Origin of the sequence: Streptomyces sp. NPDC088400 (assembly GCF_044753355.1) — a bacterium.
Classification (GTDB): Bacteria; Actinomycetota; Actinomycetes; order Streptomycetales; family Streptomycetaceae; genus Streptomyces.
In genome coordinates this window covers 81,713-106,716 of sequence record NZ_JBIVMZ010000007.1, presented here as the reverse complement: position 1 = coordinate 106,716, position 25,004 = coordinate 81,713, and the positions used below count along the sequence as shown (strand labels likewise).

General features: G+C 71.3%; 21 protein-coding genes. 10 read left to right on the top strand and 11 right to left on the bottom strand.

Going from position 1 to position 25,004, the window contains the following annotated elements; all coding sequences use genetic code 11:
• The first annotated feature begins 45 nt into the window (after nt 1–45).
• Both ACIQD6_RS19165 and ACIQD6_RS19160 read left to right on the top strand, forming a co-directional pair.
• Nucleotides 46–1,107, top strand: coding sequence for an ATP-binding cassette domain-containing protein (locus ACIQD6_RS19165; protein ID WP_401884016.1), 1,062 nt, complete (start codon nt 46–48; stop codon nt 1,105–1,107).
• Complete coding sequence (locus ACIQD6_RS19160; RefSeq protein WP_401884014.1) at nt 1,104–1,772, top strand: ABC transporter; 669 nt, start codon at nt 1,104–1,106, stop codon at nt 1,770–1,772. Before ACIQD6_RS19165 ends, ACIQD6_RS19160 begins: the two co-directional genes overlap by 4 nt.
• 32 nt (nt 1,773–1,804) lie before the next feature.
• Here the strand turns inward: ACIQD6_RS19160 and ACIQD6_RS19155 are convergent, their stop codons facing one another.
• The 5 genes from ACIQD6_RS19155 to zapE all read right to left on the bottom strand — a co-directional run bounded on the left by ACIQD6_RS19155 (nt 1,805) and on the right by zapE (nt 7,002).
• Nucleotides 1,805–2,650 carry a polysaccharide deacetylase family protein gene (locus ACIQD6_RS19155; protein ID WP_401884013.1) on the bottom strand — a complete coding sequence of 282 codons (846 nt, stop codon included), beginning with the start codon at nt 2,648–2,650 and terminating at the stop codon, nt 1,805–1,807.
• Nucleotides 2,651–2,807: 157 nt separating this feature from the next.
• A complete protein-coding gene (locus ACIQD6_RS19150; RefSeq protein WP_401884011.1) occupies nt 2,808–3,707 on the bottom strand; it encodes a PPK2 family polyphosphate kinase in 900 nt (299 codons plus the stop codon).
• A 99-nt stretch (nt 3,708–3,806) separates the two neighbouring features.
• Nucleotides 3,807–5,174, bottom strand: coding sequence for an alkaline phosphatase PhoX (locus ACIQD6_RS19145; RefSeq protein WP_401884009.1), 1,368 nt, complete (start codon nt 5,172–5,174; stop codon nt 3,807–3,809).
• Nucleotides 5,175–5,382: 208 nt separating this feature from the next.
• Complete coding sequence (locus tag ACIQD6_RS19140) at nt 5,383–5,808, bottom strand: OsmC family peroxiredoxin (protein ID WP_401884007.1); 426 nt, start codon at nt 5,806–5,808, stop codon at nt 5,383–5,385.
• 78 nt (nt 5,809–5,886) lie between these two features.
• Nucleotides 5,887–7,002, bottom strand: coding sequence for a cell division protein ZapE (gene zapE, locus ACIQD6_RS19135; RefSeq protein WP_401884005.1), 1,116 nt, complete (start codon nt 7,000–7,002; stop codon nt 5,887–5,889).
• Between the two features lie 13 nt (nt 7,003–7,015).
• On the opposite strand from zapE, the gene ACIQD6_RS19130 reads away from it, so the two are divergent.
• The 4 genes from ACIQD6_RS19130 to msrB all read left to right on the top strand — a co-directional run bounded on the left by ACIQD6_RS19130 (nt 7,016) and on the right by msrB (nt 10,578).
• Nucleotides 7,016–7,894, top strand: coding sequence for a pyrimidine reductase family protein (locus ACIQD6_RS19130; protein WP_401884003.1), 879 nt, complete (start codon nt 7,016–7,018; stop codon nt 7,892–7,894).
• Nucleotides 7,895–8,023: 129 nt separating this feature from the next.
• Complete coding sequence (locus tag ACIQD6_RS19125; RefSeq protein ID WP_401884001.1) at nt 8,024–8,494, top strand: indole-3-glycerol phosphate synthase; 471 nt, start codon at nt 8,024–8,026, stop codon at nt 8,492–8,494.
• 117 nt (nt 8,495–8,611) lie between these two features.
• Entirely contained in the window at nt 8,612–10,108 is a 1,497-nt protein-coding gene (gene murC / locus ACIQD6_RS19120) for a UDP-N-acetylmuramate--L-alanine ligase (protein ID WP_401883999.1), read from the top strand.
• Between the two features lie 62 nt (nt 10,109–10,170).
• A complete protein-coding gene (msrB, locus tag ACIQD6_RS19115; protein ID WP_401883997.1) occupies nt 10,171–10,578 on the top strand; it encodes a peptide-methionine (R)-S-oxide reductase MsrB in 408 nt (135 codons plus the stop codon).
• A 95-nt stretch (nt 10,579–10,673) separates the two neighbouring features.
• Here the strand turns inward: msrB and ACIQD6_RS19110 are convergent, their stop codons facing one another.
• Nucleotides 10,674–13,307, bottom strand: a complete 2,634-nt coding sequence (locus tag ACIQD6_RS19110; protein WP_401883995.1) for a GTPase-associated protein 1-related protein — start codon at nt 13,305–13,307, stop codon at nt 10,674–10,676.
• A gap of 542 nt (nt 13,308–13,849) precedes the next feature.
• Here ACIQD6_RS19110 and ACIQD6_RS19105 point away from each other — a divergent pair.
• Nucleotides 13,850–14,476, top strand: a complete 627-nt coding sequence (locus ACIQD6_RS19105; RefSeq protein WP_401883993.1) for an N-acetylmuramoyl-L-alanine amidase — start codon at nt 13,850–13,852, stop codon at nt 14,474–14,476.
• 34 nt (nt 14,477–14,510) lie between these two features.
• On the opposite strand, the gene ACIQD6_RS19100 is transcribed toward ACIQD6_RS19105, so the two are convergent.
• Nucleotides 14,511–14,954, bottom strand: coding sequence for a VOC family protein (locus ACIQD6_RS19100; protein ID WP_401883991.1), 444 nt, complete (start codon nt 14,952–14,954; stop codon nt 14,511–14,513).
• 261 nt (nt 14,955–15,215) lie between these two features.
• Here ACIQD6_RS19100 and ACIQD6_RS19095 point away from each other — a divergent pair, with 261 nt between their 5' ends.
• On the top strand, nt 15,216–16,175 hold the full coding sequence (locus ACIQD6_RS19095) for a hypothetical protein (protein WP_401883989.1): 960 nt from the start codon (nt 15,216–15,218) through the stop codon (nt 16,173–16,175).
• 92 nt (nt 16,176–16,267) lie between these two features.
• Entirely contained in the window at nt 16,268–17,434 is a 1,167-nt protein-coding gene (locus ACIQD6_RS19090; RefSeq protein ID WP_401883987.1) for a M24 family metallopeptidase, read from the top strand.
• Between the two features lie 88 nt (nt 17,435–17,522).
• On the opposite strand, the gene treZ is transcribed toward ACIQD6_RS19090, so the two are convergent.
• Both treZ and ACIQD6_RS19080 read right to left on the bottom strand, forming a co-directional pair.
• Complete coding sequence (treZ, locus tag ACIQD6_RS19085; protein WP_401883985.1) at nt 17,523–19,268, bottom strand: malto-oligosyltrehalose trehalohydrolase; 1,746 nt, start codon at nt 19,266–19,268, stop codon at nt 17,523–17,525.
• 371 nt (nt 19,269–19,639) lie between these two features.
• The gene (locus ACIQD6_RS19080; RefSeq protein ID WP_401883983.1) at nt 19,640–20,707 is read right to left on the bottom strand and encodes a lytic polysaccharide monooxygenase; all 1,068 of its coding nucleotides are present in this window, start codon (nt 20,705–20,707) and stop codon (nt 19,640–19,642) included.
• 341 nt (nt 20,708–21,048) lie between these two features.
• Here ACIQD6_RS19080 and ACIQD6_RS19075 point away from each other — a divergent pair, with 341 nt between their 5' ends.
• A complete protein-coding gene (locus ACIQD6_RS19075; protein WP_401883981.1) occupies nt 21,049–21,606 on the top strand; it encodes an FHA domain-containing protein in 558 nt (185 codons plus the stop codon).
• A 70-nt stretch (nt 21,607–21,676) separates the two neighbouring features.
• Here the strand turns inward: ACIQD6_RS19075 and treY are convergent, their stop codons facing one another.
• Both treY and ACIQD6_RS19065 read right to left on the bottom strand, forming a co-directional pair.
• Entirely contained in the window at nt 21,677–24,049 is a 2,373-nt protein-coding gene (gene treY / locus ACIQD6_RS19070; RefSeq protein ID WP_401883979.1) for a malto-oligosyltrehalose synthase, read from the bottom strand.
• A 169-nt stretch (nt 24,050–24,218) separates the two neighbouring features.
• Nucleotides 24,219–24,998, bottom strand: a complete 780-nt coding sequence (locus ACIQD6_RS19065) for a GNAT family N-acetyltransferase (RefSeq protein ID WP_401883977.1) — start codon at nt 24,996–24,998, stop codon at nt 24,219–24,221.
• Between the last annotated feature and the right edge of the window lie 6 nt (nt 24,999–25,004).

Here is a 25,004-nt window from a genome sequence, read left to right as displayed (position 1 = left end):
TGCTGAACCGACCCGGGCGTAGAACCGTACTGAGATCATGTGGTGATGAAACTCCAGAGCGTGGGCCGCCGTTACGGCCTCCGCGGACCGTGGGTGCTGCGCGGGATCGATCTCGATCTGCCCGCGCGCGCCCTGGTCCGCGTCGAGGGCGCCAACGGCAGTGGGAAATCAACCCTGTTGCGGTTACTCGCGGGCATCGAAGCGCCCACGGAGGGGCGCGTCACCGGTGGTGCCCGCACGGCGTACGTCCCCGAGCGCTTCCCGGTCTCCCTGCCCTTCACGGCCACCGGTTATCTGGTCCATCTGGGCCGGATCCACGGGCTGGGGCGCGAGGCCGCGGAGGCCGGTGCCGACGAGTGGCTCGAACGGTTCGGGGCGGCGGAACACGCCTATACGGAGATGTCCGAGCTGTCCAAGGGGACCAGCCAGAAGGTCGCGGTCGCCCAGGCGCTGCTCGCCGAGCCGGAGTTGCTGGTGCTCGACGAGGCCTGGACCGGGCTCGACGCCTCGGCCCGCGAGGAACTGGACCGGGCGGTCGCCGAGCGCGTCGCGGCGGGCGGCTCGGTCGTGTTCGTCGACCACGACCCGCGGCGGCTGGCGGGCGTCGAGGACGAGGTGTACGTGGTGGCGGAGTCCGGCCTGGTGCGCCGTACGGACTCCGGTGAGCGCGCGGACGGTACGCGGGACAGCCGCGCCACCGTGGCCGTGCGGGGTCCGAGGGTACGGATCGTGGCCGAGGGCCCGAAGGGGGCCGCGCCGCCCGACGGGCTGCCGGGCTCACCGGCGTACGAGACGGGTCCGGAGGACGGCTCCGTACTGCTCACGGCACCGGCGGTGCACTCCGACACGCTGCTGCGGGCGTTGCTGACGGCGCGTCCGCCCTGGCACATCAGGGAGGTGGGATTCACCGAGTCCGCGGAGGCCGCGGGGTCTTCTGAGCCCGTAGAGCAAGTCGAGCTCGCTGAGCAAGTCGAGCCCGCAGAGCACGGTGAGGCCGCCGAGCCTTCCGATCCCGCCGCTCGCGGAGCCACCGACAAGCCCCTTTCCTCCGCCACCTCCACCACCTCCGCAAGCTCAGACACGACGACGAGGCGCCCCTCCTCATGACGGCCCTGCTGCGCTATCAGATCTCCCTGCTGCTGCATTCTCAGCGCTGGCTGCCGCCGATCATTCTGTACGGGACATACCTCGCGGTCGGGGTGCAGGCGGGACAGCCGGTCCTGGACGCGCTCGGCTACGCGGCAGCCGCGCTGCTGCCCGTCACCGCCTGGCTGGTCCGGATCTGTGTCACGCAGGAACCGGCCGCCGCGCGTGCCGTCACCGCGGCCGCGACCGGGACTCACCGGGCCCACCTCGCCGCTCTGCTGGCCGCGACCGTCTTCGCGGTCGTACTCGCGGCGGTCGGCACGCTGATCGTCCTGGTGATCAGTGAGCCGCTGAACGCCGACCACACCGTGGAAGTGCCCCTGCTCCCGGCCGGGACGGCGGGACTGCTCGCCGCCGCCGTCTGCCTGCTGCTCGGCCTGGCGGTCGGCGCGCTGTGCAGCAGGCCGCTGCTGCGCCGCCGGGGCTGGTCGATCGCGGTGAACGCGGTGGTGGCCCTGGCGGCTCTGGTCGTCGGCGGGTCACCGGCGAAGTACGCGATCAGCGGACTGGTGACCGGTTCGCTGACAGGTGCGGTCCACATACCGGCCCTGCCGTTCGTCGCGGCGGCCCTGGCGGCGGCGGTGGCGGCGGCGACGGCCTGCGCGGTGGCCGTGCGGCGAGGCTGAGACGCGACGGTGAGTACGCTCGCCGCTCACGCTCAGTGCTTCATCAGCTCGGAGACCTTGACGAAGCGGTAGCCACGCTTCCGCAGCTCGGGAACGATCAGCTGCACGGCCTCCTCCGTCACCGGCGCCGCGCTGCGCGTGCAGTGCATCACCACCAGTGAGCCCGGCTTCACATCCTTGAGCACCTGCTCGGCGACGGCTTCGGCGTCCGTGGCGAAGGCGTCGCCGCTGACGACGTCCCACTGCACCGCTGTCACCTTGGCCGGGGCGAGGGCCCGCAGCGACGCCTTGTCGTAACAGCCTCCGGGGAAGCGGAAGTACGGCACCACATTCGTCGCCCCCGCCTCACGGAACGCGGTGAAGGCACGCTGTACGTCGGCGTTCATCTGCTCGCCGCCGACCCTCGGCAGCCCGTAGCAGTCCGCGGTGAACGCGTAGTGGCTGTAGGAGTGGTTGGCGATCTCGAAGAGGGGGTCGTTGCCGATCGCGTTCGCCTGGGTCGGGTACTCCTCGGCCCACCGTCCGGTCATGAAGACCGTCGACGGGATTTCGAGCCGTCGCAGCAGAGCGATCAGCGAGGGATTGTCGAAGCGTTCGCCACGCGCCGCTCGTGGCCCCTGATCGGCCGTCATGTCGGCGTCGAAGGTGAGTGCCACGGTCTTCCCTGCGGCCGGGCCGCCGCGCTTGAAGACAGGCGTCAGCCCGCCGGGAGCGGGAGCCAGGGTCGGGGGCCCCTTCACTGCGGCGGCTCCGGGGGAGGCGGACTGAGGAGAGGCGGGCGACCCGGGGGTCACGGGCTTGTCGGCGCTGCCACCGCACCCGGCGAGGGCGACACCCAGGACGACGACAGTGGCGAGCGCACGCGCGAATGTGATCATTCACGGAAAATATATGATGATCTGTCCGGAATGGGTGTACGGCGCTCGCCCGCGAGCCGAAGCCACCGGAGCGGGGTCAGGGCATGGCCCGGAGCGGGGTCAGGAGGAGTTCCGGGCATGGCCTGGAGCGGGGTCAGAACGTCTCCCCGGCCCAGAGTCAGGGCATCGCCAGGAGTCGCTGACGGGCTTCCTCGACGTCGAAGCCGGCCTGCGGATACCTCGGGTCGAGCGCTTCCAGATGCTCCAGCAGCAGCGTGCTGATCGCCCAGTTGCGGTACCACTTACGGTCCGCCGGGACCAGGTACCAGGGTGCCGCGGCCGACGAGCAGCGGTGCAGGGCGAGCTCGTACGCCTCCTGGTAGTCGGGCCACAGGGCACGGTCGTCGATGTCGGACGGGCTGAACTTCCAGTGCTTGTCCGGGTTGTCGAGGCGGGCCAGGAGGCGGGCGCGCTGTTCCTCGTAGCCGATGTGGAGGAACACCTTCACGATCGTCACGCCGCCATCGACGAGCCCCTGCTCGAAGCGGTTGATCTGCCCGTAGCGGCGGCCGAGGTCGCGCCTCGGTACCAGTTCGCGGACACGGGCGACCAGGACGTCCTCGTAGTGCGAGCGGTCGAAGATGCCGATCTCGCCGGAGTCCGGGAGTGCCCGTCTGACGCGCCACAGGAACGGGTGTCTCCGCTCCTCCGGGGTCGGGGTCTTGAACGCCCTGACCCGGCAGCCGGCGGGGTTGAGGTGGCCGATCACATGCTTGACCGTGCCGCCCTTGCCGCTGGTGTCCATGCCCTGGAGGACCAGGAGGATCCGGCGGGTGTCGCCCGCCGTGCTGGACGCGTACAGGCGTTCCTGGGCGCCGGTGAGATGTTCCGCCAGCCGGGTGGTGGCCGCGAGTGCCGTCGCCTTGTCCTTGGGGCCGCCCGGGGTGGCCCGGGAGTCGTACGAGGAGAGGTCGACGGCGTCGGCCTCGGGGATGCGCAGCAGCTCGCGGAGAGCCGGTGGCGGCTGCTTCCGCTTCTTGTCCTTCTTCTCCGGCTTCTTCGCCACCTTCTTGGCCACTGCGCACCCCTTCCGGTCAGTTCCTTCCGAGGTTGCGTCGGATCGACGCGGTCCGCGACCGCTGGTGGAGCAGCGGCCGCGGACGTCGGGCCGGTACGGCTATGAGCGCCAGGGGCCGGTCACGGCGAAGGTCGTCCCCGGCCGGTAGCAGTTCATGTACATCGTGTCGCCGTCCGGCGAGAAGGTGACCCCGGCGAATTCGCCCCACTCCGGAACCTCCGGCGTGCCGACGTTCTGCGCGCCGCGCGCCATCGCGTACACCTCGCCCTGCCGCGTCACCCCGTACACATGCTGGGCGCCCCCGCCGTCCTCGCACACCATCAGGCCGCCGCTGGGCGCGAGGCAGATGTTGTCGGGGGACTCGCCCGGCAGCTGGATGTCCGTGTCCGGGCCGAAGACGATCACGAGCGTGAGCCGGCGCCGGTGCGGCTCGTACTTCCACACCTGCCCGAAGTGGGTCGCGGCCGAGCCCTCAGAGCGGTGCGCGAAGCTGGACACGAAATAGACCGAGCGGCCGCCCCAGTAGCAGCCCTCCAGCTTCTGCGCGTGGGTGATGCCCCGGGGGCCGAAGTCCTGGAGGCGGATGGGGGTCTCCTTCGCCAGCGGGTCGGGTACGGGGACCCACTCGACCCCGTCGAAGCTCGCGCCCGTCTCCTGCACGGCCGAGAGGTCCGGTACCCCCGGCACCCGCATGGCCTCCAGGGCGCCGCCCGCGCGCAGCGAACCGATTCCGCCGCGCGGCTTCTCCGGCAGGAAGCGGTAGAAGAGCCCGAACGGTTTGTCGAACGCGTCCTCCGTCTCGTAGACCGTGCCGCTGCCGGGGTCGATCGCGATGGCCTCGTGCTGGAAGCGGCCCATGGCGGTCAGCGGTACGGCTCCGGTGCGGCGCGGATCGGCGCCGTCGACCTCGAAGATGAAGCCATGGTCCTTGGTGTAGCCGTTGGTGCCGGCCCGGTCCTCGGTCTCCTCGCAGGTGAGCCAGGTGCCCCAAGGCGTGGGCCCGCCCGCGCAGTTGACGGCGGTGCCGGCGATGGCGACGTGTTCGGCGAGGACGTTGTTGCGGCCGTCCAGTTCGAGCGCCGTACAGCCGCCCTTGCCCATCGGGTCGTACGTGATGCCGGAGACTGTCGGCACGGAGATCGAGGCGGTGGGGCGGTTCTCGTGGTTGCGTACGAGGTGGACACGGCCGCGACGGCCGGCGAAGGCGGCCATGCCGTCGTGGTTGCTGGGTACCTTGCCCTCGCCGGAGCGGAGCTGGTCGCCCTCTCTGGACAGGACCTTGTAGCGGAATCCCTTGGGAAGATCGAGCAGACCGTCCGGGTCGGGCACGAGCGGACCGTAGCCGCTGTGGCCCAGTCCCTGAGCGACCGCGGAGCCGGTGAAGAGCTCCGATACGGCACCGCTGAAGGCGATACCCGCGGCGGTCGCTCCGGTACGGGCGAGGATCTGACGTCGTGTTGCGGACATGAGGCAACTCCCTGCTGGCGGACAGGAGATGTGACCCGCATGTGTGTATCACGTGGTGTCGGACACGTGAACCATGCGAGTCACCGCCAGCCTCGGGTGTCGCGTGGTACGGCTGCTTCCGACGATCCGCCGGACGGCTGATTCGCTTCGGGTCCGAACCAGGTTCGGACCCGAAGCGAATCCAACGCGAACCGTGATGCGGTCCGAGTCAGGCGAGCTCGGCGCTCAGCGTGATGGTCGTCCCCGTCAGCGCCTGGCTGACCGGGCAGTTCGCCTTGGCGTCGGCGGCCGCGGCCTGGAACGCCTCGGCGTCCAGACCCGGGACCTCACCCTTCACCGTGAGGTGGATGCCGGTGATGCCCTCGCCCGGCTGGAACGTGACATCGGCCTTGGTCTCCAGCTTGGTCGGCGGCGTACCGGCGCCGGTCAGGCCGTGCGAGAGAGCCATCGAGAAGCAGCTGGAATGGGCGGCCGCGATCAGCTCTTCCGGGCTGGTCTTGCCGTTCGCCTCCTCTGCGCGGGACGGCCAGGAGACCGCCTGGTCGGAGATGCCCGAGGAGTCGAAAGAGACGGTGCCCGAGCCCTTGATCAGCTCGCCTTCCCAGACCGTGTGAGCGGTGCGAACAGTAGCCATGGTGGTTCCTTCCGATGGTCAAGGATGGTCACGGGGGACCGCCGCCCCTGAAGGGTTGCCGCCCCCAAAGCCCCCAACCTACTGGGTGACCAGCCCCTTCGCGTCCCTCGCCAGTGCGGTCAGACGGGAGATGGCACGGAAGTACTTTTTGCGGTAGCCGCCGTTCAACATCTCTTCACCGAACAGCCGGTCGAAGGGCAGGCCGGAGGCGAGCACCGGAACCTCCCGGTCGTACAGCCGGTCCGCGAGGACGACGAGCCGCAGCGCCGTCGACTGGTTGGGCACCGGCGAGACATCCGTGAGGCAGACGGCCCGCAGTCCGTCCGTGAGCGCCCCGTACCGGCTCGGGTGGACCGTGGCGAGGTGGTCGAGCAGGCCGGGGAAGTCGTCCAGGCTGGCGCCCTCGGTGGCGTACGCGGCCTTGGTCACCTGCTCGTCGGTGTACGGGGGAGGAGCCTCGGGCAGTCCGCGGTGGCGGTAGTCCTCGCCGTCGATACGCAGGGGCCGGAACTGTGCCGACAGGCCCTGGATCTCCCGCAGGAAGTCGGCGGCGGCGAACCGGCCCTCGCCGAGCTTGCCCGGCAGGGTGTTGGAGGTCGCGGCCAGTGCGACGCCCGCGTCGACCAGCCTGCCGAGCAGGCTGGACACCAGGACGGTGTCGCCCGGGTCGTCCAGTTCGAATTCGTCGATGCAGAGGAGCCGGTGGCCGCTGAGCGTCTGCACGGTCTGCTGGAAGCCCAGCGCACCGACCAGATTCGTCAGCTCCACGAACGTGCCGAACGCTTTCAGCTCCGGCACGGCGGGGGTGGCGTGCCACAGGGACGCCAGCAGGTGCGTCTTGCCGACGCCGTACCCGCCGTCGAGATAGACCCCGCGCGGGCCGGTGGGCGCCTGCGGCTTTCTGGCGAACCAGCGCTTTTTGGCCTGCCCCGGCCCCTGGCCCTTCCCGTTCCGCGCCGCGTGCGCCCCGCCCAGTCCCGCGGCGAATTCACTCAGGACCGTGACGGCCTCGGGCTGGCTCGGCTGGTTCGGGTCGGGGACGTACGTATCGAAACGTACGGAATCGAAACGCGGCGGCGGCACCATCTCCGCGACCAGCCGGTCGGCGGGGACGCGCGGCTCACGTGCGCAGAGGGAGAGCGGGGCCGCGCCGGTGAGCGGAGAATGGCCGGAAGCGGTGGTGGAGTACGACACAACTCTTCACTCTATGCGCCGTGCCAGACTGCTCGACATGCGACGCCTGTTCCCTGTGACCGATCAGACAGTCTCCGCCGCGGACCATGAATGGACGCTCGACGAGCTGGCCGACGCCTACGCGTACCCGACGGCGGCCACTGTCACGGCGTCGGGTACGCGGACAGCGGTGGGGACGGGGGCAGGGGATGATTCCGGCCACACGGGCCGTGACCGACGCCCGGCCGACCCGCTCTGGCTGCGGGCCAACATGGTCTCCACCCTGGACGGCGCCGCCCACCACGAAGGCCGCTCCCAGGCCATCTCCTCCCCGGCGGACATGCGGATCTTCGGCACCCTGCGGGGGCTCGCCGACGCGGTGGTGGTGGGGGCGGAGACGGTACGCCAGGAGGGTTACCGGCCGGCCCGCGCCCGGGACGCCTTCGCCGGGCGGCGGGCCGCCGCCGGTCAGGGCCCCGCGCCGGTGATCGCCGTGGTCAGCGCGAGCCTGGAGCTGGACTTCTCGCTGCCGCTGTTCACCAGCCCCCTCGTTCCCACGCTCGTACTGACGGGGGCCGCCGCGTCCCCGGAACGGATCCTCGCCGCGGAGAAGGCGGGCGCCGAGGTGGTGATCGCCGGGGACGGTCCGGGCGTGGACCCCGCCCGTGCCGTACGGGCCCTGGCGGACCGCGGTCTCGTCCGGCTGCTCACTGAGGGCGGGCCCCGGCTGCTCGGACAGTTCGTGGCGGCGGGAGTGCTGGACGAACTGTGCCTGACCATGTCTCCCACGCTTACTTCCGGGTACGCGCAGCGCATCGCGGGCGGGCCGGCTCTCGCCGTACCCGAACGGTTTGCCCTGGCATCGCTGCTGGAGGAGGACGGCTTTCTTTTCACCCGATACCGTCACATCTGACAATCGGTGGAATTTGTCGTTCCGGTTAGCGTCCGGTGGGCAGACTTATCTCGCAGACCCCGTGCGGGCACGGGGAAGGATGGTTTCCGCAGTGGGCCGAGGGGTCCATGAAGACGAAGGGCGCCCGTCGTGTTCACAAGCGTATTGATGATCGAGAAGCCGCTGACGCCCGAGGACGTGGAGTTCGTCACCACCCTTCACGGCGACGAGACGGTGTCCTTCGTCGTCCTCATGCAGCCCCGCGGCGACCAGGCGGATGTGCTGCTGCGCGCCATCGACGACGTCGCGATCGGCGAGCTGAGGGACGCCACCAGGGAGGGAGACGAGCCGGAGGGCCTCCAGGCCAGACAGCCGGCCGAACTGGCGCTCGAACACTCGCTGGCCGCGTTGCGCGCCCACGGGTCCGAGGCCACGGGTCATGTGGTCGAGGAACACCCGCTGGACCATCTGAAGGTGGTCGTCGACGATTCGGGGGCCGATGAGGTGATCGTGCTGACCGAACCCCACTACGTGGAGGAGTTCTTCCACCGGGACTGGGCCTCCCGGGCCCGTCACAAGGTCGGCGTACCGGTGCTCAAACTCTTCGCGCACAACGAATAGTCTGGGGCGGCGCGTATACGACGCGTACGAGACACGACGCGTCCGAGACGCGTACACCTCGCGCAGTGCCCCCGCTCGCACCTGGGGCCGCGCCCGCCGCACCTTGGAGAGTCACGTATGGCACCGGCACCCGGTATCCCCGCAGCCCTCGAACGGCCGCACTTCATCGGTATCGGCGGCGCAGGAATGTCGGGTATCGCCAAGATCCTCGCCCAGCGCGGGGCCAAGGTCGCGGGCAGTGACGCGAAGGAGTCGGAGACGGCGCAGGCGCTGCGGGCGCTGGGGGCCACCGTGCACATCGGTCACGCCGCGGGGCACCTCGCGGACGACGCGTCGTGCGTGGTCGTCTCCAGCGCCATCCGGGCCGACAACCCCGAGCTGGCGCGGGCCGCGGAACTGTCCGTGCCGGTGGTGCACCGCTCCGACGCGCTCGCCTCGCTGATGGGGGGCCTGCGGTCGATCGCCGTCGCGGGCACCCACGGCAAGACGACCACGACATCGATGCTGGCCGTCGCCCTCACCGAGCTGGGCCTGGACCCCTCGTACGCGATCGGCGGCGACCTCGCCGGACCCGGCACGAACGCCCGGCACGGCGAAGGGGAGATCTTCGTCGCCGAGGCGGACGAGAGCGACCGCAGCTTCCAGAAGTACGACCCCGAGGTCGCGATCGTCCTCAACGTCGAGCTGGACCACCACGCCAACTACGCCTCGATGGACGAGATCTACGAGTCCTTCGAGACCTTCACCGGCAAGATCGTCCCCGGCGGCACGCTGGTGATCGCCGCCGACCAGCCGGGCGCCGTCGAGCTGGCCTCGCGGGTGCGCGAGCTGTCCACGGGCGAGGACGCACGCGCCTCGGCTGAGGACACCCACGACACGGGCGAGGACGCACACGCCTCGGGCGGGGGCACGCGCGAGAGCTCGTCCCCGCTCAAGATCGTCACGTACGGCGAGGCCGAGACCGCCGACGTCCGCGTCCACAAGGTCACCGCGCGCGGTCTGACCAGCGAGGTCACGGTCATCCTGAACGGGAAGTACCTCACCTTCACCGTCTCCGTCCCCGGCCGCCACTACGCCCACAACGCGGTGGCCGCCCTCGCCGCGGGCGTCGCCCTCGGTATCCCGGCCCACAACCTGGCCTCGGCCCTCGGCAAGTACACCGGCGTCAAGCGCCGTCTCCAGCTCAAAGGCGAGGCCGCGGGTGTGCAGGTCATCGACTCGTACGCGCACCACCCCACCGAGATGGCCGCCGACCTGGAGGCGATGCGCGCCGCGGCGGCTCCCGGCTCCCGGCTGCTGGTCGTCTTCCAGCCGCACCTCTTCTCCCGTACGCAGGAACTGTCCACGGAGATGGGCCAGGCCCTCGCCCTCGCCGACGCGTCGCTCGTCCTCGACATCTATCCGGCCCGCGAGGACCCGATCCCCGGTGTCACCAGCGCTCTGATCACCGACGCGGCGGAGGCGGCCGGTGCCACGGTCACGGCGATTCACGACAAGGGCGCGGTCCCCGGGGCCGTCGCGGGAATGGCGGGACCCGGCGATCTTGTTCTCACCATGGGCGCGGGCGACGTCACGGACCTCGGTCCGGAGATCCTGGCCCACCTGAACGGCTGAGCCCGTGACTGAGCACCCGTGGCTCGTTGGGTGACTGCCTGTGACTGACTGAGGGAGAGCGCATGTCCTACGACATAGAGAAGCCGGACGAGCAGTGGCGCGCGGAGCTGTCCGAGGCGGAGTACCAGGTGCTCCGCAAGGCCGGCACCGAGCCCGCCTTCGTCGGCGAGTACACGGACACGAAGACGACCGGCGTCTACTCCTGCCGCGCGTGCGGCGCCGATCTCTTCCGGTCCGACACGAAATTCGAATCGCACTGCGGCTGGCCGTCCTTCTACGACCCGAAGGACACGGACGCGGTGGAGCTGATCGAGGACCGCTCGCACGGGATGGTCCGGGTCGAGGTGCGCTGCGCACGCTGCGGCTCGCACCTGGGCCATGTCTTCGAGGGCGAGGGCTACCCGACCCCGACGGACCAGCGGTACTGCATCAACAGCATCTCGCTGCGGCTGGCGCCGGACGAGAGCTGAGCCGCCCGCGTCGGTGACCGGCGGCGATCACCGACGACGGATTGGGCAGTGGGTTCGGTGGCGGGTTCGCGGGCGGTGACCGGCGGCGATCGCGCTCAGGTGCGGTGGCCGTCCGGTCGCGCTTCTTCCGTTGCGTCGGCGCTCGTACCTTCCGCGGCGGGCGGCGGTTGCTCCGCGGCGGGGGTGCGGCCCCGGCCTCGGCCGCCGAAGCGCAGGCCGAGCCGGCTCAGGGCCCCCGGCCGGTTCCAGGCCCGGAATTCGTCGGCCTTGCGGCTCCCCGTACGCTCCAGGCACCGCTCGACGGCGGCGATGTCATCGGCGGGCAGCGTACGTACGACGGGACGCAGCACCTTGTCGAGCAGGGTCGTACGGGTCCGGTCCCAGGTCTGGTTCGCTCCGGGGAGCGCGGTCCAGGTGGTGAAGCAGTCGGCCATGAACGCGGGGACGGTGCGCAGCCGGTCCCGTACCCCGTCCTCGTGGGCGACCGCGAGATAGGCCGTGGTGAGGTCCGGGTCGCCGCTGTGCACCAGGGCGTACAGCTCTCCCTCCGGCCGCTGCTCGGAGAGCAGATGGTGCGCGACCGTCCCGAACGCCTGGGCCAGTACGCCCGGTTCCACCGGCTCCGCGCCGGCGCGCAGGGCCAGCGCCCGGTCCGTCCAGCCGGCCGCGGCCCGGCCGTCCCGCAGGTCCCCGGCGAATTCGAGGAGCAGCAGGGCGCCCCGTACCCGCGGTTCCAGTTCGCCGGGAAAGCTGCGCAGCAGATCATGGGCGAGATCAGGGGAGTCGGGACTGTCGCCCGGCCCTTCGAGCGCGGCGTGTACGAGTGCGGGCCAGGTGCCCGCCGTACGGTGGGCGTCCGAGCCGGTCTCCGCGAGCATCGTCCTGGCTTCGCCCGGGGTCGGGGTGCCGCCTTCCCACACGAGCCGGACCGCGGTACGCAGTACGAGCGGATCGGCGAACGGAGAGACGCCGCAGGCGCGCAGCAGGGAGCGCAGGACGGCGACGCGGTCGGCGTCGGGCGATGACGAATCGGCTGCCCGAGCGCACATCCGCAGATGCGGCAGGGACTGAACTCCCGTGACTGGAAGGGCCGTTCGGCCGATCAGCCGGACGGCGGCGGGCGGGTCGTCGGCGGCGAGACCGTCGAGTTCGCTGAGCAGGAGGGTGCGCAGATCGAAGTGTTCGTCCAGCGCGGCCCGTACGGCCGGGGTGCAGGCCGCCTCCGGATCGGAGATGAGGGCGCGGGACAGCCGGCGGGTGAGGCCGGGCAGCAGGTCCGTACAGTCCACGCCGAGGAGCTCGGCCAGGCGCAGCAGTTCCACGGGCCGGGAGGTGTCCGATGCGGTGTCCGGCTCGGTGTCTGATTCCGTGTCCGCCCCGCTGTCCGCCCCGTCCGCCCCGTCCGCCCCGTCCGTCGCGTCAGCGGAGTCAGCAGCGCCGGTGAATCCGTCGATGCCCGCGCGGAGTTCGGGGGCCAGCTCGGTGGCGAGGCGCCGCCTGAGGTCGTCGGGGAGCGAGGAGAGGCGCAGATCGGACAGGTCGAGTCCGGAACCCGGAGCCCTGACGGCTTCGGTCAGTACGAGGACCCCGAGCGGAGCGGTCGTGGTCGCCGGAGCCCTCCCGTCCAGTGCCGTGAACAGGCGTGCCAGAGCCGCCGTTTCGGCCGGAGTCCGGTCCTCGGCGGCGGTGCTCAGGGCATCGACGACCCGGTGAAGCCGTTGGCCGTCCAGCGTGTTCGCGTGCTCGGAGACCCAGGTGGCCGCCGCCGTACGGCCGTTCGCACCCGGGGATATCCCCGAACACAGCGCGGCGACGGCGAGCGGGCCGGGGGCGAAACGGCCGCCGGGCAGTGTGGCCGCCTCCGCGAACAGCTCGGGAGCCCTGCCGAGCCAGACATGTACGGCGATCTCGGCCCAGGCGTCCGCGACCGGTGCTGATGGTGGGACCGATGTGGCGGGCGCGAACGGCGGGGCGGGCGGGCCGACGGTGCAGTCGAGCACGCGGTAGCGGTGGTCCTGGCCGGTCAGCCCCCGCGCGTCGGCGGGCAGCACCCCGATGATCTGCTGCCGGGCGAGCCGCGGTTGCCGCGTATAGGTGGTGAAGGTCAGCCGGTGGGCGTCCTCGGGCGGCAGTACGGTACTGGCCAGCGCGATCCACCGTGCCACGTCGGCGCTGTCCCGCTCGACCAGGACGAGTTGCGGCGCGGTCCGCTCCCCGGCCGACGGGCGCAGGGCGGCGAAGAACCCCGGGAGCCAGGGCGAACGGGACGCGGCGAACGCGACCAGCTCACGCCGGTCGAAGTTCCGTGACTCCGGGAGCCGCAGAAGCGGCGCGGGCGCACCGCCGACCGGGGTGCCGACCGCCCACTGCGGTGAGTCCCAGGCGCTGATGGGAGGAGGCCCGGCGAGTGGTGCGGCATCCGCCGGCAGATGTACGGCGTGGGCGTGGAAGGTGGCCCGGTCTCCGCCGGGTTCGGCCCCCGTGCAGACCGTACTGGCGAGCAGGCGACTGCCGTCGGAGAGCACGCTGTGGCTGAACGCCCTGGGGAACGTGGAGAGTTCGGCGGGCGTCGGATGCGGCGGCGCGTCGTCTGGTGGGTCGTATGCGATGAGCTGCTCGGCCTCCCGGAGCAGCGAATCGGGCACGCCGGGAGTGACCGCCGTGAACCGGGCTCCCGTTCCGTCGGGTCCCGGCGGGGCGGAGGCGTAGTGCAGTTGTGCCAGGCTCACGCGCCGGCTCCTTTCGTCGCCGCCATCGAGACCGGCACCGGTACCGGCGTCGACGGTGGCATCGGCATTGACGTCGGCATCGGCGCCGTCGCTGATTCGTGCGTGCTGGGGTCCGGCCCGCGATCGCCGTGGTCGCTGCTTCGATCTCGCGCCCGACGGTACCGGCGCCACGCATCGCGGCACCACTCGCCCCCACACCTGTCCGGCGAGCGCCGCTCCCCGCTTCCGGGGCCGAGTGGGGTCCGGCGCGGGGAAAAGCGCGTGGCGTTCCCCCGCGCGGGAGCGGCTGAGCGGTAGGACAGGGGCCTGTACGGGTTCAACGTGCCCTGACCGGGCCGTGTTTCACCTGTCGGAGGTCCATGCCGAGAGGCGATTTCTCTCTTCGCCCGGGATTGTCTGCCTGTGTTTGCCTGCGATTCTTGGCATGGCCCTGTCGGAAATTCAGTATGGGGCGGGATGCGCTCCGTGCGTCAGCCCCGCCTCGCTCCGTCCTGCCCCGCTCTGTCCCGCCTCGCCCCGGCTACGTATTTCGGGAGACTCTCATGGAGACCCACGGCCCCACCCCGCCCCGGCGCACATCCCGGCGCACGTTGCTCCGGTCCGGTGCGTATCTCGGCGCCGCAGCCCTCGGACTCGCCGCCGCACCCTCCAGCGCCGCCCTCGCCACCGACCGCCGGAGTGCCGCCGTCAACTACCCGCCCACGCACTGGATCCCGGCCAGCGCCTCCAACTACTCGGTGGCCTCCCGCCCGACGCAGTACAAGGTCGATTTCGTCGTCATCCACGTGACGCAGGAGACCTTCCCGGACGCGCGGGACATCTTCCAGAACCCGGCCAAGGAGGTCTCCGCGCACTACATGGTGGCCTCGGCGGACGGGTATGTCGGCCAGTTCGTCCGGGAGAAGGACGTCGCCTGGCACGCGGGCAACTGGAACTACAACACCCGCAGCATCGGCATCGAGCACGAGGGCTGGGTGGACAGGCCGGAGTACTTCACGGACGCGATGTATGCGGCGTCCGCGCGCCTCACGGCCGCCGTCTGCGACAGGTACGGCATCCCCAAGACGCGCGACCGGATCATCGCGCACAGCGAGGTGCCCGGTGCCACGCACACCGACCCGGGCCCGCTCTGGGACTGGGACCGCTACATCGATCTGGTCAACAGCTGAGTCAGGCCGTGTCCAGGCGCGAACTCCGCGCTTCCTACGCGCCCCGCGCCGGCTGGAGCAGGTCCCAGCGATTGCCGTAGAGGTCCTCGAAGACCGCGACCGAGCCGTACGGCTCATGGCGGGGCTCCTCGAGGAAACGGACGCCCGCGGCCCGCATGCGTGCGTGGTCGCGGGCGAAGTCCTCGGTGTGGAGGAAGAAGCCGACCCGGCCGCCGGTCTGCGCGCCGATGGCCGCGCGCTGGGCGTCGTCCTTGGCGCGCGCCAGCAGGAGACCGGTGGATCCCGCCGCGGGCTTCGCCTCCGATCCGGCCATCGCCTCCGTCGGTCCCCCGGCTCCGAGCGGGCGGACGACGACCCAGCGGGAGCCGTCGGCGCGGTCGGTGTCCTCGACCAGTTCGAAACCGAGGGCATCCCGGTAGAAGGCGATGGCCTTGTCGTAGTCGTCGACGACAAGGGTGATCAGGGCGATATATGACATGCGGCGGACGTTATACGTATGACTACTGTCCGGGCAAGGCGGGCGGCCTCGCTCAATTCCCGGGGACCGCGCACACCTCGTTGTCACACTCGGCGACTAACATCGAAGGTTGCACGGTCAGGTGACGTGAGGCAGTGGACGAGACGGTGCAGGCCAGCGGACAACAGCGAGCGAGACCGCGAACAGGCAACGACGACACGGCGGACAGACAGTGACGACGCGGCGCCGAGCGCGCGTAAAGACACAGGTGGAGGCGATGGTGTGAGGCTCTTCCGGCGAGGCCCGAAGCGCGATGGACGCGACATGCCTCGGGACCCCGCGTTCTCCTTCTTCTCGGTCGACGAGGCCGCGCACTTCCGTGCCCAGGTCCGGGAGGCCTTCGCCGAGCTCGGCCTGGAGGTGACTCTCTACGCGGACATGGCCACCGACAGTGCCGGCCGCCAGTTCGGCCTCGGCAATCTCGCCGCCGTGTGTCACAACGACGACCGCGGCCCGCGCGTCTGGGGCGAACTGGCCCGCAGGCACGCCGGAATGGTGCTGCGCACCATGGACAGCCCCTCCGCCCTCGAAACGCTGTCGCCCGAGCAGATCCGCGCCCAGCTCTACCCCCGGGTGATCAGTCAGGACAGCCTCGACCCGCAGGCCTTCGGCTATGCCCGGTCCGTCGCCCCCGGGCTGTACGAAGTGCTCGCCCTCGACCTCCCCGAGAGCGTCATGATGCTCACCGACGAGGCGCTGGAGCCGCTCGGCGAGGTCCAGCAGCTGCGTGACCGGGCGCTGGGCAATCTCCGCGAGCTGCCGGTCGAGGGGAGGGAGACCGTCAAGAACACCGGAGGGATACGTTTCGAGGTGGTGCTGGGCGACTCGTTCTACACCGCCAGCCGGGTCCTGGCGCTGGACACCGTCGTCCGGCAGGTCACCGGGCAGCGGATACCACCGGACGGAGCGCTCGTCGCGATGCCCTTCCGGCATCAGCTCGCCTTCCACGTCATCCGGGACACGACCATGATCCCGTCGCTGAACGCCATGGCGTCCTTCGCCGCTTCCGGGTACGAGGACACCCCGGGGGCCATCAGCCCGTACGTCTACTGGTGGCGCGGCGGTACGCTCACCCAGCTCAGCGACGAGGACGAGGACGGCGAGGGGCTGCGGATCGTCGTCGGCGAAGAGTTCCAGGAGCTGCTGGAGCGGCTGGTCGAACAGGGCTCCCCGGGCAACTGACGCCGAGTACGCCATACGCTCCACACGAGTTGAGCGTTCCACGCGTTCGATTCGGTACGAGGCACGCCGCCGAAAGCCGACAGGGAGGCCCCATGCCCACCACACCCGCGCCCTTCACCGCGGACGACTACCGTGCCCGGATGGCCCGTGCCGCCCGGTCGGCCGCCGATGCCGGGCTGGCGGGAGTGCTCGTCGCGCCGGGCCCCGATCTCGTCTACCTCACCGGCTACCGGCCGACCGCCGACACCGAACGCCTCACGATGCTCGTCGTCCCAGCGAGCCGGGCCCCGGAGGAGGACGAGGCCCAGATCCAGGCCCTGGGCCTCGGGCCGGTGCTGGTGGTGCCGACGCTGGAGGCACCGGACGCCGCGCGGGCCGCCGGGGCAGCGGCGCTCACTCTGCGCGACTGGACCGACGGCAAGGATCCGTACGCCGTGACGGCCCCGCTCCTCGACCCCGCCGGGCGCTTCGGCGTCAGCGACAACGCCTGGGCGATGCATCTGCTCGCCCTGCAACAGGCCCTGCCGGGCACCTCGTACGTGGCCCTGACCGAGGCCCTCCCCATGCTGCGCGCCGTCAAGGACGCGCGGGAACTGGCCAGGGTCGAGGCGGCCGGCGCCGCCGCCGACGCCACGTACGAAGAGATCCTGAAGGTCCGCTTCGCCGGGCGCAGGGAGACGGACGTGGCCGCCGACCTCGCGGCGCTCCTCCTCCAACACGGCCACTCCCAGGTGGACTTCACCGTCGTCGGCTCGGGACCCAACGGCGCGGATCCACACCACGAGGCCGGCGAACGCGTCATCGGGCGGGGCGACATGGTCGTCCTCGACTTCGGCGGACTCAAGGACGGATACGGCTCCGACACCACCCGTACCGTCCATGTCGGCGAGCCCGGAGCCGAGGAGCGGCGCGTCCACGAGGTCGTACGGGCGGCCCAGCAGGCCGGGTTCGAAGCCGTACGGCCGGGAGCCGCCTGCCAGGAGGTCGACCGGGCCGCCCGTGCGGTCGTCGAACAGGCCGGATACGGCGAGTACTTCATCCACCGCACCGGCCACGGCATCGGCGTCACCACCCACGAGCCGCCCTACATGATCGAGGGCGAGGACCGGCCGATGGTGCCGGGCATGTGTTTCTCCGTCGAGCCCGGCATCTACCTCCCGGGGCGCTTCGGCGTCCGGATCGAGGACATCGTCACGGTCACGGAGACCGCCGGCCGCCGCCTCAACAACACGCCCCGCGAACTGGCGATCGTCGAATAGTCCACCGCCGGCCCGCCCCTCAGCCCAGCGCCGGCCCGCCCCTCAGTCCACCGCCGGCCCGCCTCTCAGCCCTGGGGCGGGCCGGCCGTCAGCCCTCGGCCAGTACGGCACAGGACTCCGGCGGCAGCCGCAGCACCCCGTCCTCGCCCGGCGGCTCGACCCGCTCCCAGGCGGCGAGCACCCGGCCTCCGGGGCTCAGCGGGATCTCCCGGGTCTCCTGGGAGAGATTCACCGCGATCAGCACCTCGCCCCTGCGGTAGGCCAGCCAGCGCGCCCCCTCGTCGTAGGCCACCGTCACCGCCGACAGGTCCGGATCGGAGAGGTCCGCCTGGTCGTGGCGCAGGGCGATCAGCTCGCGGTACCAGGCCAGCAGGCGTGCGTGCGGCTCCCTCGCGATCTCGGAGCGGTCCAGACAGGAGCGTTCCCTGGTCGCGGGGTCCTGCGGATCGGGGATGTCCTCCTCGGCCCAGCCGTGCGCCGCGAACTCCCGGCGCCTGCCCGCCCGTACGGCCTCGGCGAGGACCGGATCGGGGTGGTCGGTGAAGAACTGCCAGGGCGTGGACGCGCCCCACTCCTCGCCCATGAAGAGCATCGGGGTGTGCGGTCCGGTCAGGACGAGCGCGGCGCCGCAGGCGAGCAGGCCGGGGGAGAGGGAGGCCGACAGCCGGTCGCCCAGGGCCCGGTTGCCGATCTGGTCATGGGTCTGGGAGTAGCCGAGGAAACGGTGCGCGGGCGTTCTCGTACGGTCGACGGGGCGGCCGTGCGTCCGGCCCCGGAAGCTCGAATACGTACCGTCGTGGAAGAAGACACGCGTGAGGGTCTTGGCGAGCGCGGCGAGCGGCGCGCGGGCGAAGTCGGCGTAGTAGCCCTGGGATTCGCCGGTGAGGGCGGTGTGCAGGGCGTGGTGGAAGTCGTCGTTCCACTGGGCGTGGATCCCGAGGCCGCCCTGCGTGCGGGGTGTGGTGGTGCGCGGGTCGCCGAGGTCGGACTCGGCGATCAGGAAGAGCGGCCGGCCCAGATCGGCGGAGAGGGAGTCGACGGCCGTCGACAGTTCTTCGAGGAAGGTCAGCGCGCGGTGGTCGGCGAGGGCGTGTACGGCGTCGAGCCGCAGCCCGTCCAGCCGGAAGTCCCGCAGCCAGGCGAGCGCGCTGCCGAGGAGATACGCGCGCACCTCGTCGGAGCCGGGGGCGTCGAGGTTGACCGCGGCGCCCCAGGGGGTGTGGTGGGTGTCGGTGAAGTACGGGCCGAAGCGTGGCAGATAGTTGCCGGCCGGGCCGAGATGATTGTGGACCACGTCGAGTACGACGCCGAGGCCCAGACCGTGCGCGATGTCGACAAAGCGCTTGAGCGCCTCGGGCCCGCCGTAGGGCTCGTGGACCGCCCACAGCGACACTCCCTCGTACCCCCACCCGTGGGTACCGGGGAACGGGCACACCGGCATCAGTTCGACATGGGTGATCCCCAGCTCGGCCAGCGGGGCGAGCCGCGCGGCCGCCGCGTCGAGGGTGCCCTCGTGGGTGAAGGTGCCGATGTGCAGCTCGTAGAGGACCGCGCCGAGCAGGTCGCGGCCCGGCCACGGGACGCGCCACTCGTAGGCGGTCGGGTCGACGACCGCGCTCGTACCGTCCGGCCCGTCCGGCTGGCGACGGGAGCGCGGATCGGGGAGTACGGGGCCGCCGTCGAGCGCGAAGCCGTACCGGGTCCCGTCACCGGCGGGCGCCTCGGCGGTCCACCAGCCCGGCCGGTCCGGATCGCGGTCCATGGGCCGGGTGGCGTGCTCACCATGGAGTACGACCTGTTCCCGCGCCTGCGGTGCCCACACCTCGAACTGCACGGGTGGTTCCCCCTTGTCGTCGGCCTTGTCATCCGCACTGTCCCTCTCATGGTGACAAGAGAGGCGGCCGGGGGCCCGGTGATCACGGTGAATCGGTGGACACATCTGGGTGTCGTACGGGGGCTCCCGCAGGGGGGGGCAGTGGCCCGTGGGGAAGGGGGAGGCCCGGCCCGCCGCTCCGGGTGGGGGTGGGAGCGGTGGTCCGGGCCTGGTCCGGCATCCGATGGTGCGAGTGCGAGTGCGAGTGCGAGTGCGAGTGCGGGTGCGGGTGCGGGTGCCGGGGTCGAGGTCGGGGTCGGCCGGTGCACCGACCGGGGCCGGTGGGCAGGGTCGGTGGCTGCGGTCAGTGGACCGGGGTCAGGGGGCGGTGGTCAGTGGACCGTGCAGGGCGGTGCGGTGGCGGTGTCCGGTGGGCCGCCGGAGGCGACATAGCCGAAGGTGGTGGAGGCGCCGGCCGCCAGTGAGCCGTTCCAGTCGGTGTTGTGCACCATCACTTCCTGGCCGCTGTACGTGGCGCTGCCGTTCCAGACGCTGTCCACCTTCTGGCCGGCGGGCAGGGCGAAGTCGACCATCCAGCCGAGGATCGGGTTGGCGCCGGTGTTCTTCACCGTGACCTCGGCCTGGTAGCCGCCCGACCAGGAGCCGGTGGTCCTCCGGGTGGCGGTGCAGGTGGCCGTGGGGTCCGTGGGCGGTTCGGTCGACGTGTCGCCGGGGTCACCCACGCCGGTCACTTCGCCCTTGCCGCCGTCGAAGACCACGTCGGAGCAGCTGTAGAAGGTCTCGTTGCTGTCCGAGCGCTGCCACACCATGTAGATGATGTGACGGCCGCTCTTGCCGCTGGGCAGTGTGCCCTTCCACTTGTACGCGCCCTCCACGGTGCCGACCTGGCCGGTGACCGACGGGTGGTCCACGGTCAGGAAGGGCTGGTCCTCCAGGTCGTCCCAGCCGAAGGTGGCGGTGGGATCGAAGCCGTTCTTCGTGACGTACACGTAGAACCAACCGGGGTGCGCAGCCCAGGCGTTGTAGGAGAAGTCGAGCGACGCGCCCGAGGTGAGGTGGGTCAGCGGCCAGTCGTTCCTGGCCTTGTTGAAGCCGGAGAACGTGGTGTTGCCGCCGCTGCACAGCTGGCCGTCGGGGATGAAGCCCTCGGTGCGGCCCGCACCGTCGGAGCGCAGCACGGAGAACCAGTTGTAGAGGGGTGTGGTGCCGCTCTCCGCGACGGCTGCCTTGCAGGCGGGGTTGATGGGCTTGATCTCGCCGGTGCTGCTGAGACCGTCGCGCCAGCACATGAAGGTGCGGCTGGCGGGTTGCATGGGGGTTCCGTGGGCGGAGGAGGAGTCACCGCTGGTGAAGACCAGCAGGAGGGCGGGGAGAACGGCCAGCAGGGCGAGGAGTGCGGCTCTGTGGGGGTGTAACCACCGCAGTGGGGGGCGTGTCATCGCGCGAGTCCCTTCGGCGTGATCATGACAACGGGGAGAATGGGAGCGCTCCCATTTCGGAACGTAGCGCCGCCCGGCAACTCTGTAAACGGCTGTGCCCGGATTTTCTGGCGAGCGGTCCGGGGGCGACCGGGAGGGACGGCCGAAAGAGCGGCTGGAGGGAGACGACAGAACGGCTGGAGGGAGACGACAGAACGGCTGGAGGGAGACGACAGAGCAGCTGGAGAGTGAGGACGGAGTGGCCGAAGGGGGACGGCGAGGTGATGCGCGGGGCGCGACGAGCGGCCGGCCGGCACGAACCGTCTGGACACTCCAGGGCCGTCCGACGGACAATCAGCTCTGTGACGTCCTTCTCCGAGTTCTCCACGTTTCCCGCGCGGCCTTCCGACGCCGAGCGCGACCGTGTCCTCGCGGTACTCAGGGAAGGCGCGGCGCAGGGCAAGCTGTCGCACGACACCTTCGTGCGCCGGATGGATCTGGCGCTGGTGGCCCGCCAGTCCGACGAACTGAAGATGCTCACCGCGGACCTGGAGACCGAAAGCCCTTGGTCGCGGCGGGTGTTCGGGACGGTGGGCCGGATATCCGCGTTCTCGTCACGGCTGCGCAGGGCCTGGCAGTCCGAGCGGCTGCCGAAACTGCTGCTGCCCGAACCCGGTCCGTACGCGCTGCGGATCGGCCGCGACCCGTTGAACGGGCTGCGGCTCAGCCATGACACGGTCTCGCGGGTGCACGCCGAACTGACCACGAGGGGCGGGCAGTGGATCCTGCGCGACCTCGGTTCGACCAACGGCACGACCGTCAACGGGCGGCGGGTGATCGCGACGGTCGTGGTACGGGACGGCGACATGGTCAGCTTCGGACAGATGAGCTTCCGGCTCTCCGCGCACTCGGCCAAGTAGGCCCACGCCGGAGGCGGAGCCAGCCGTACGCGTCGTACCAGTTGCAGGAGCCGTACCAGCCGTACGGCCCTCAGCTCTGGCGGCTGAGCAGTGCCACCGGACGCTCCGCGAACAGCAGTGCCAGATCCACCGGACCGCCGCCCTCACCGCCCTCGAACTCCCGCCCCGGCGACGCCAGCAGATCCGCCCATCGCCCCTCCGGCAGCGTCAGCTCCGTTCCCGCCCAGCCGCCCGCCTCCGCCAGCCGCAGCGGCAGCCGCGTGACGGCGGTGATCACCTCGCCCGTGCGGCAGAAGGCCAGGCAGTGTGCGGCGGCCGGTCCGGTCGCGTACAGCGGGGTGTACGTTCCGGACTCGCTGAACACCTTCGGCCGCTCGCCACGCAGCCGTAGCGCCGCCGTCGTCACCACTGTCTTCTCGTCGGGCGGTCCGGTCCTGAACGGCTGCCGGTTGTCCGGGTCCACCAGCGCGAAATACTCCCGCTCCGTGCCCTGGTAGAGGTCGGGCACCCCCGGCATGGTCAGCTGCACCAGCGCCGCGCCCAGGGCGCCGGCCCGTGCGTACGGACCCAGTCCGCGGTTGAACGCCGCGACCGTCCGCCGGCCCGGACCGGCCGGGCCCGCTCCGACGAAGTCGCTCACCGCCTGCTCGTACAGCGGATCGGCCTCCGTCCAGCTGGTGTGCAGGCCCGCCTCCCGTACGGACTTCAGCAGCGCGGGCACCATCCGCGCGCCGTCGGGAGCACCGCTCTCCCCGCTCTCGCCGTACGGAGTGAAGCCCACCGCCGTCTGCCACGCCTGCCAGGCCAACTGCGGATCCGGCGCCACGACCCCGGCCACCCGTTCCAGCAACTGGTCCCAGCGCTCAGGGCATTCGGACAGGACGGCGATCGCGGCCCGTACGTCCGCGCTGCGCTTGGTGTCGTGCGTGGTCAGTACGGTGCCGGTGGACGGCCAGTCACGCGCCAGCCGGGCGCAGTACGCGTGGAACCGCTCCGGGCTCACCGCGGGGCTCCCCGGATCGCCGCCCACCTCGTTCGCGCTGATCAGCGGCACATAGCGGTAGAACGCCGTGTCCTCGACGGACTTGGCGCGCAGCGCGGACGCGGTCTGGGCGAAGCGCGCGCAGAACGCGGTGTGGTCCGGTCCCGTACCGAGCCTGCCGAGTGCCAGCTCCCGCACCACGTCCACGGCCCTGGCCTCCTGTTCCACCGGGAACGCGGCCTTCGCCTGCCGGACCGCCTCTTCGGAGACCGCCGCCTCGGCGGCCTCGGGGCAGGGACCGCCCGCCGTCGTGTACGGACGGTAGACGGGGACGCGCACCAGCAGTTCCTGGATCGCCGTGCGAAGCGCCCAGGGGGCGTGGTCGCGCAGCGCGGGGTCGGCGGCGCAGACGCGCCCGGCCGTACGGACGAGGAAGGCGGTCTCGGCGGCCAGTTCGTGGATGACCACCTTGTACGCGGACCGGCGGACCGTGCCCTCCCAGTAGCCGCCCCGGTCACCGACGGGGCCCGTGACATCGCGGTAGCGCCGCTCCAGCGCCGCGGCGCCCGCCGGGTCCGTGAACACTCCGTCGATATGGCGCAGCGCGTCATAGCCGGTGGTGCCGGCGACCGGCCAGCCGGCGGGCAGGGGTTCGTCGTCGGCGAGGATCTTCTCCACGACCGTCCAGCAGTCGCCGCCCGTCGCCTCGTTCAGCCGCCGCAGGTACTCCTGCGGGTCGGCGAGCCCGTCCGGATGGTCGACGCGCAGCCCCTCGACGACGCCGTCCCGTACCAGCTCAAAGATCTTGGCATGGGTGGCGGCGAAGACCTCCGGGTCCTCGACGCGCACGCCGATCAGCTCGGGGATGGTGAAGAAGCGCCGGTAGTTGAGCTCGGTGCGGGCCAGCCGCCACCAGGCGAGCCGGTAGTGCTGGGCGTCGAGCAACGCCGGCAACGGAAGGTGCGCGGTGCCGGCCGCGAGCGGGAACCGCTGATCGCCGTGGTGCAACATGCCGCCCTCGACGCGCAGCGCGCCCAGCTCGTCCCCGAGGGGGGCCGGGAGCACCGGCAGCAGCATCTGGCCGCCGCCCGCCTCCCAGTCGATGTCGAACCACCGGGCGTACGACGAGTCGCGGCCCTCGCGCAGCACGTCCCACAGGGCCTTGTTGTGCCGGGGCGCCGCGGCCATGTGGTTGGGCACGATGTCGAGGACGAGCCCGAGACCGTACTCACGGGCGGTGCCGGCCAGCCGCCGCAGCGCCTGTTCGCCGCCCAGCTCGGCGCGGACGGACGCGTGGTCGACGACGTCGTAGCCGTGAGCCGAGCCCGGTACGGCCTCCAGGACCGGCGACAGATGCAGATGTGAGACCCCGAGCGCCGCGAGATACGGCACCACTTTCGCGGCGGCCGAGAAGGTGAAGTCAGGCTGGAGCTGGAGCCGGTAGGTCGCGGTGGGCGTCATACGATCGTACGTACCCAGCTCAGCGGCTTCTGCCTCATCGGCTCACGCGTACGGGCACGGCGGGCGGGAGGCTCCGGCGTGCTTGTCCGTTTCGCCCCTGTGTGCCCGCCTCTTGCGGTCCTGAGAGAGCTGTCCCTTCCCGCCTCGGGGTCCCTGTTGGGCGTCATCGTCACCGGCGCTCGTACACGTACGGCGTTGTCGTGCTCAGCACCGTGAAGCCCAGCCGCTCCAGGATCGGGCGGCTCTCGTCCGACGCGTCCACCTGGAGGTAGCGGTAGCCGCGGGCGGCGGCGATCCGGGCCCGATGGGCGATCAGGGCCCGGTAGATGCCCCGGCCGCGCCATTCCGCCACCGTGCCTCCGCCCCACAGCCCGGCGAACGGCGCGCCCGGCGGCAGCTCCATCCGGGCCGCACTCACCGGTCTGCCGCCCGCCACGGCGACGACCGCGCAGACCGTGTCGGGAGCCTCGGACAGCTGGGCCGACAGCCGCTCTCTCAACCGGGTGCTGTCCGAGCCGAACGCCTGCTCGTGAACCTCCGCGGCGAGAGCCACGCCCGCCGCGTCGGTCACGGGAAGCAGCCGTACGCCCTCGGGCGGCTCGACGTCGGTCGGCAGGCCCGCGGTCTCCGCGACCATCAGTGCCTCGGTGGGCTCGGGTGCGAACCCGGCCGCCAGCAGTCGCGCCGCCAGGTCGTCGGGGCGGTCGTGGGCGTACAGCTTCCACTCGAAGCCATGCCCGAGCGAGGTGAAGTACGCGGTCTGCGCGGCGATTTCCGACGCCGCCGTGCCGTCGTCCAGGTCCGACCAGAGCACGCCGTTCCAGTCGTGCGCGGCGCCGACTTGGCGTACGACGGCACCGGCGCGTTCGACCCGGGCGCCGGAGCCGTCGTCCCGCGCGTCCCGTCGCATCTCCCGGTCGAACAGTGCCAGTACCGCGTCATGATTCATCAGGCC

Excerpts from the sequence above, each read along its gene's own strand:
- ACIQD6_RS19165 (WP_401884016.1), top strand. The coding sequence starts at position 46 with ATGAAACTCCAGAGCGTGGGCCGCCGTTACGGCCTCCGCGGACCGTGG.
- ACIQD6_RS19160 (WP_401884014.1), top strand. The coding sequence starts at position 1,104 with ATGACGGCCCTGCTGCGCTATCAGATCTCCCTGCTGCTGCATTCTCAG.
- ACIQD6_RS19155 (WP_401884013.1), bottom strand. The coding sequence starts at position 2,650 with ATGATCACATTCGCGCGTGCGCTCGCCACTGTCGTCGTCCTGGGTGTC.
- ACIQD6_RS19145 (WP_401884009.1), bottom strand. The coding sequence starts at position 5,174 with ATGTCCGCAACACGACGTCAGATCCTCGCCCGTACCGGAGCGACCGCC.
- ACIQD6_RS19140 (WP_401884007.1), bottom strand. The coding sequence starts at position 5,808 with ATGGCTACTGTTCGCACCGCTCACACGGTCTGGGAAGGCGAGCTGATC.
- ACIQD6_RS19130 (WP_401884003.1), top strand. The coding sequence starts at position 7,016 with ATGCGCCGTGCCAGACTGCTCGACATGCGACGCCTGTTCCCTGTGACC.
- murC (WP_401883999.1), top strand. The coding sequence starts at position 8,612 with ATGGCACCGGCACCCGGTATCCCCGCAGCCCTCGAACGGCCGCACTTC.
- msrB (WP_401883997.1), top strand. The coding sequence starts at position 10,171 with ATGTCCTACGACATAGAGAAGCCGGACGAGCAGTGGCGCGCGGAGCTG.
- ACIQD6_RS19105 (WP_401883993.1), top strand. The coding sequence starts at position 13,850 with ATGGAGACCCACGGCCCCACCCCGCCCCGGCGCACATCCCGGCGCACG.
- ACIQD6_RS19100 (WP_401883991.1), bottom strand. The coding sequence starts at position 14,954 with ATGTCATATATCGCCCTGATCACCCTTGTCGTCGACGACTACGACAAG.
- ACIQD6_RS19090 (WP_401883987.1), top strand. The coding sequence starts at position 16,268 with ATGCCCACCACACCCGCGCCCTTCACCGCGGACGACTACCGTGCCCGG.
- ACIQD6_RS19080 (WP_401883983.1), bottom strand. The coding sequence starts at position 20,707 with ATGACACGCCCCCCACTGCGGTGGTTACACCCCCACAGAGCCGCACTC.
- treY (WP_401883979.1), bottom strand. The coding sequence starts at position 24,049 with ATGACGCCCACCGCGACCTACCGGCTCCAGCTCCAGCCTGACTTCACC.
- ACIQD6_RS19065 (WP_401883977.1), bottom strand. The coding sequence starts at position 24,998 with ATGAATCATGACGCGGTACTGGCACTGTTCGACCGGGAGATGCGACGG.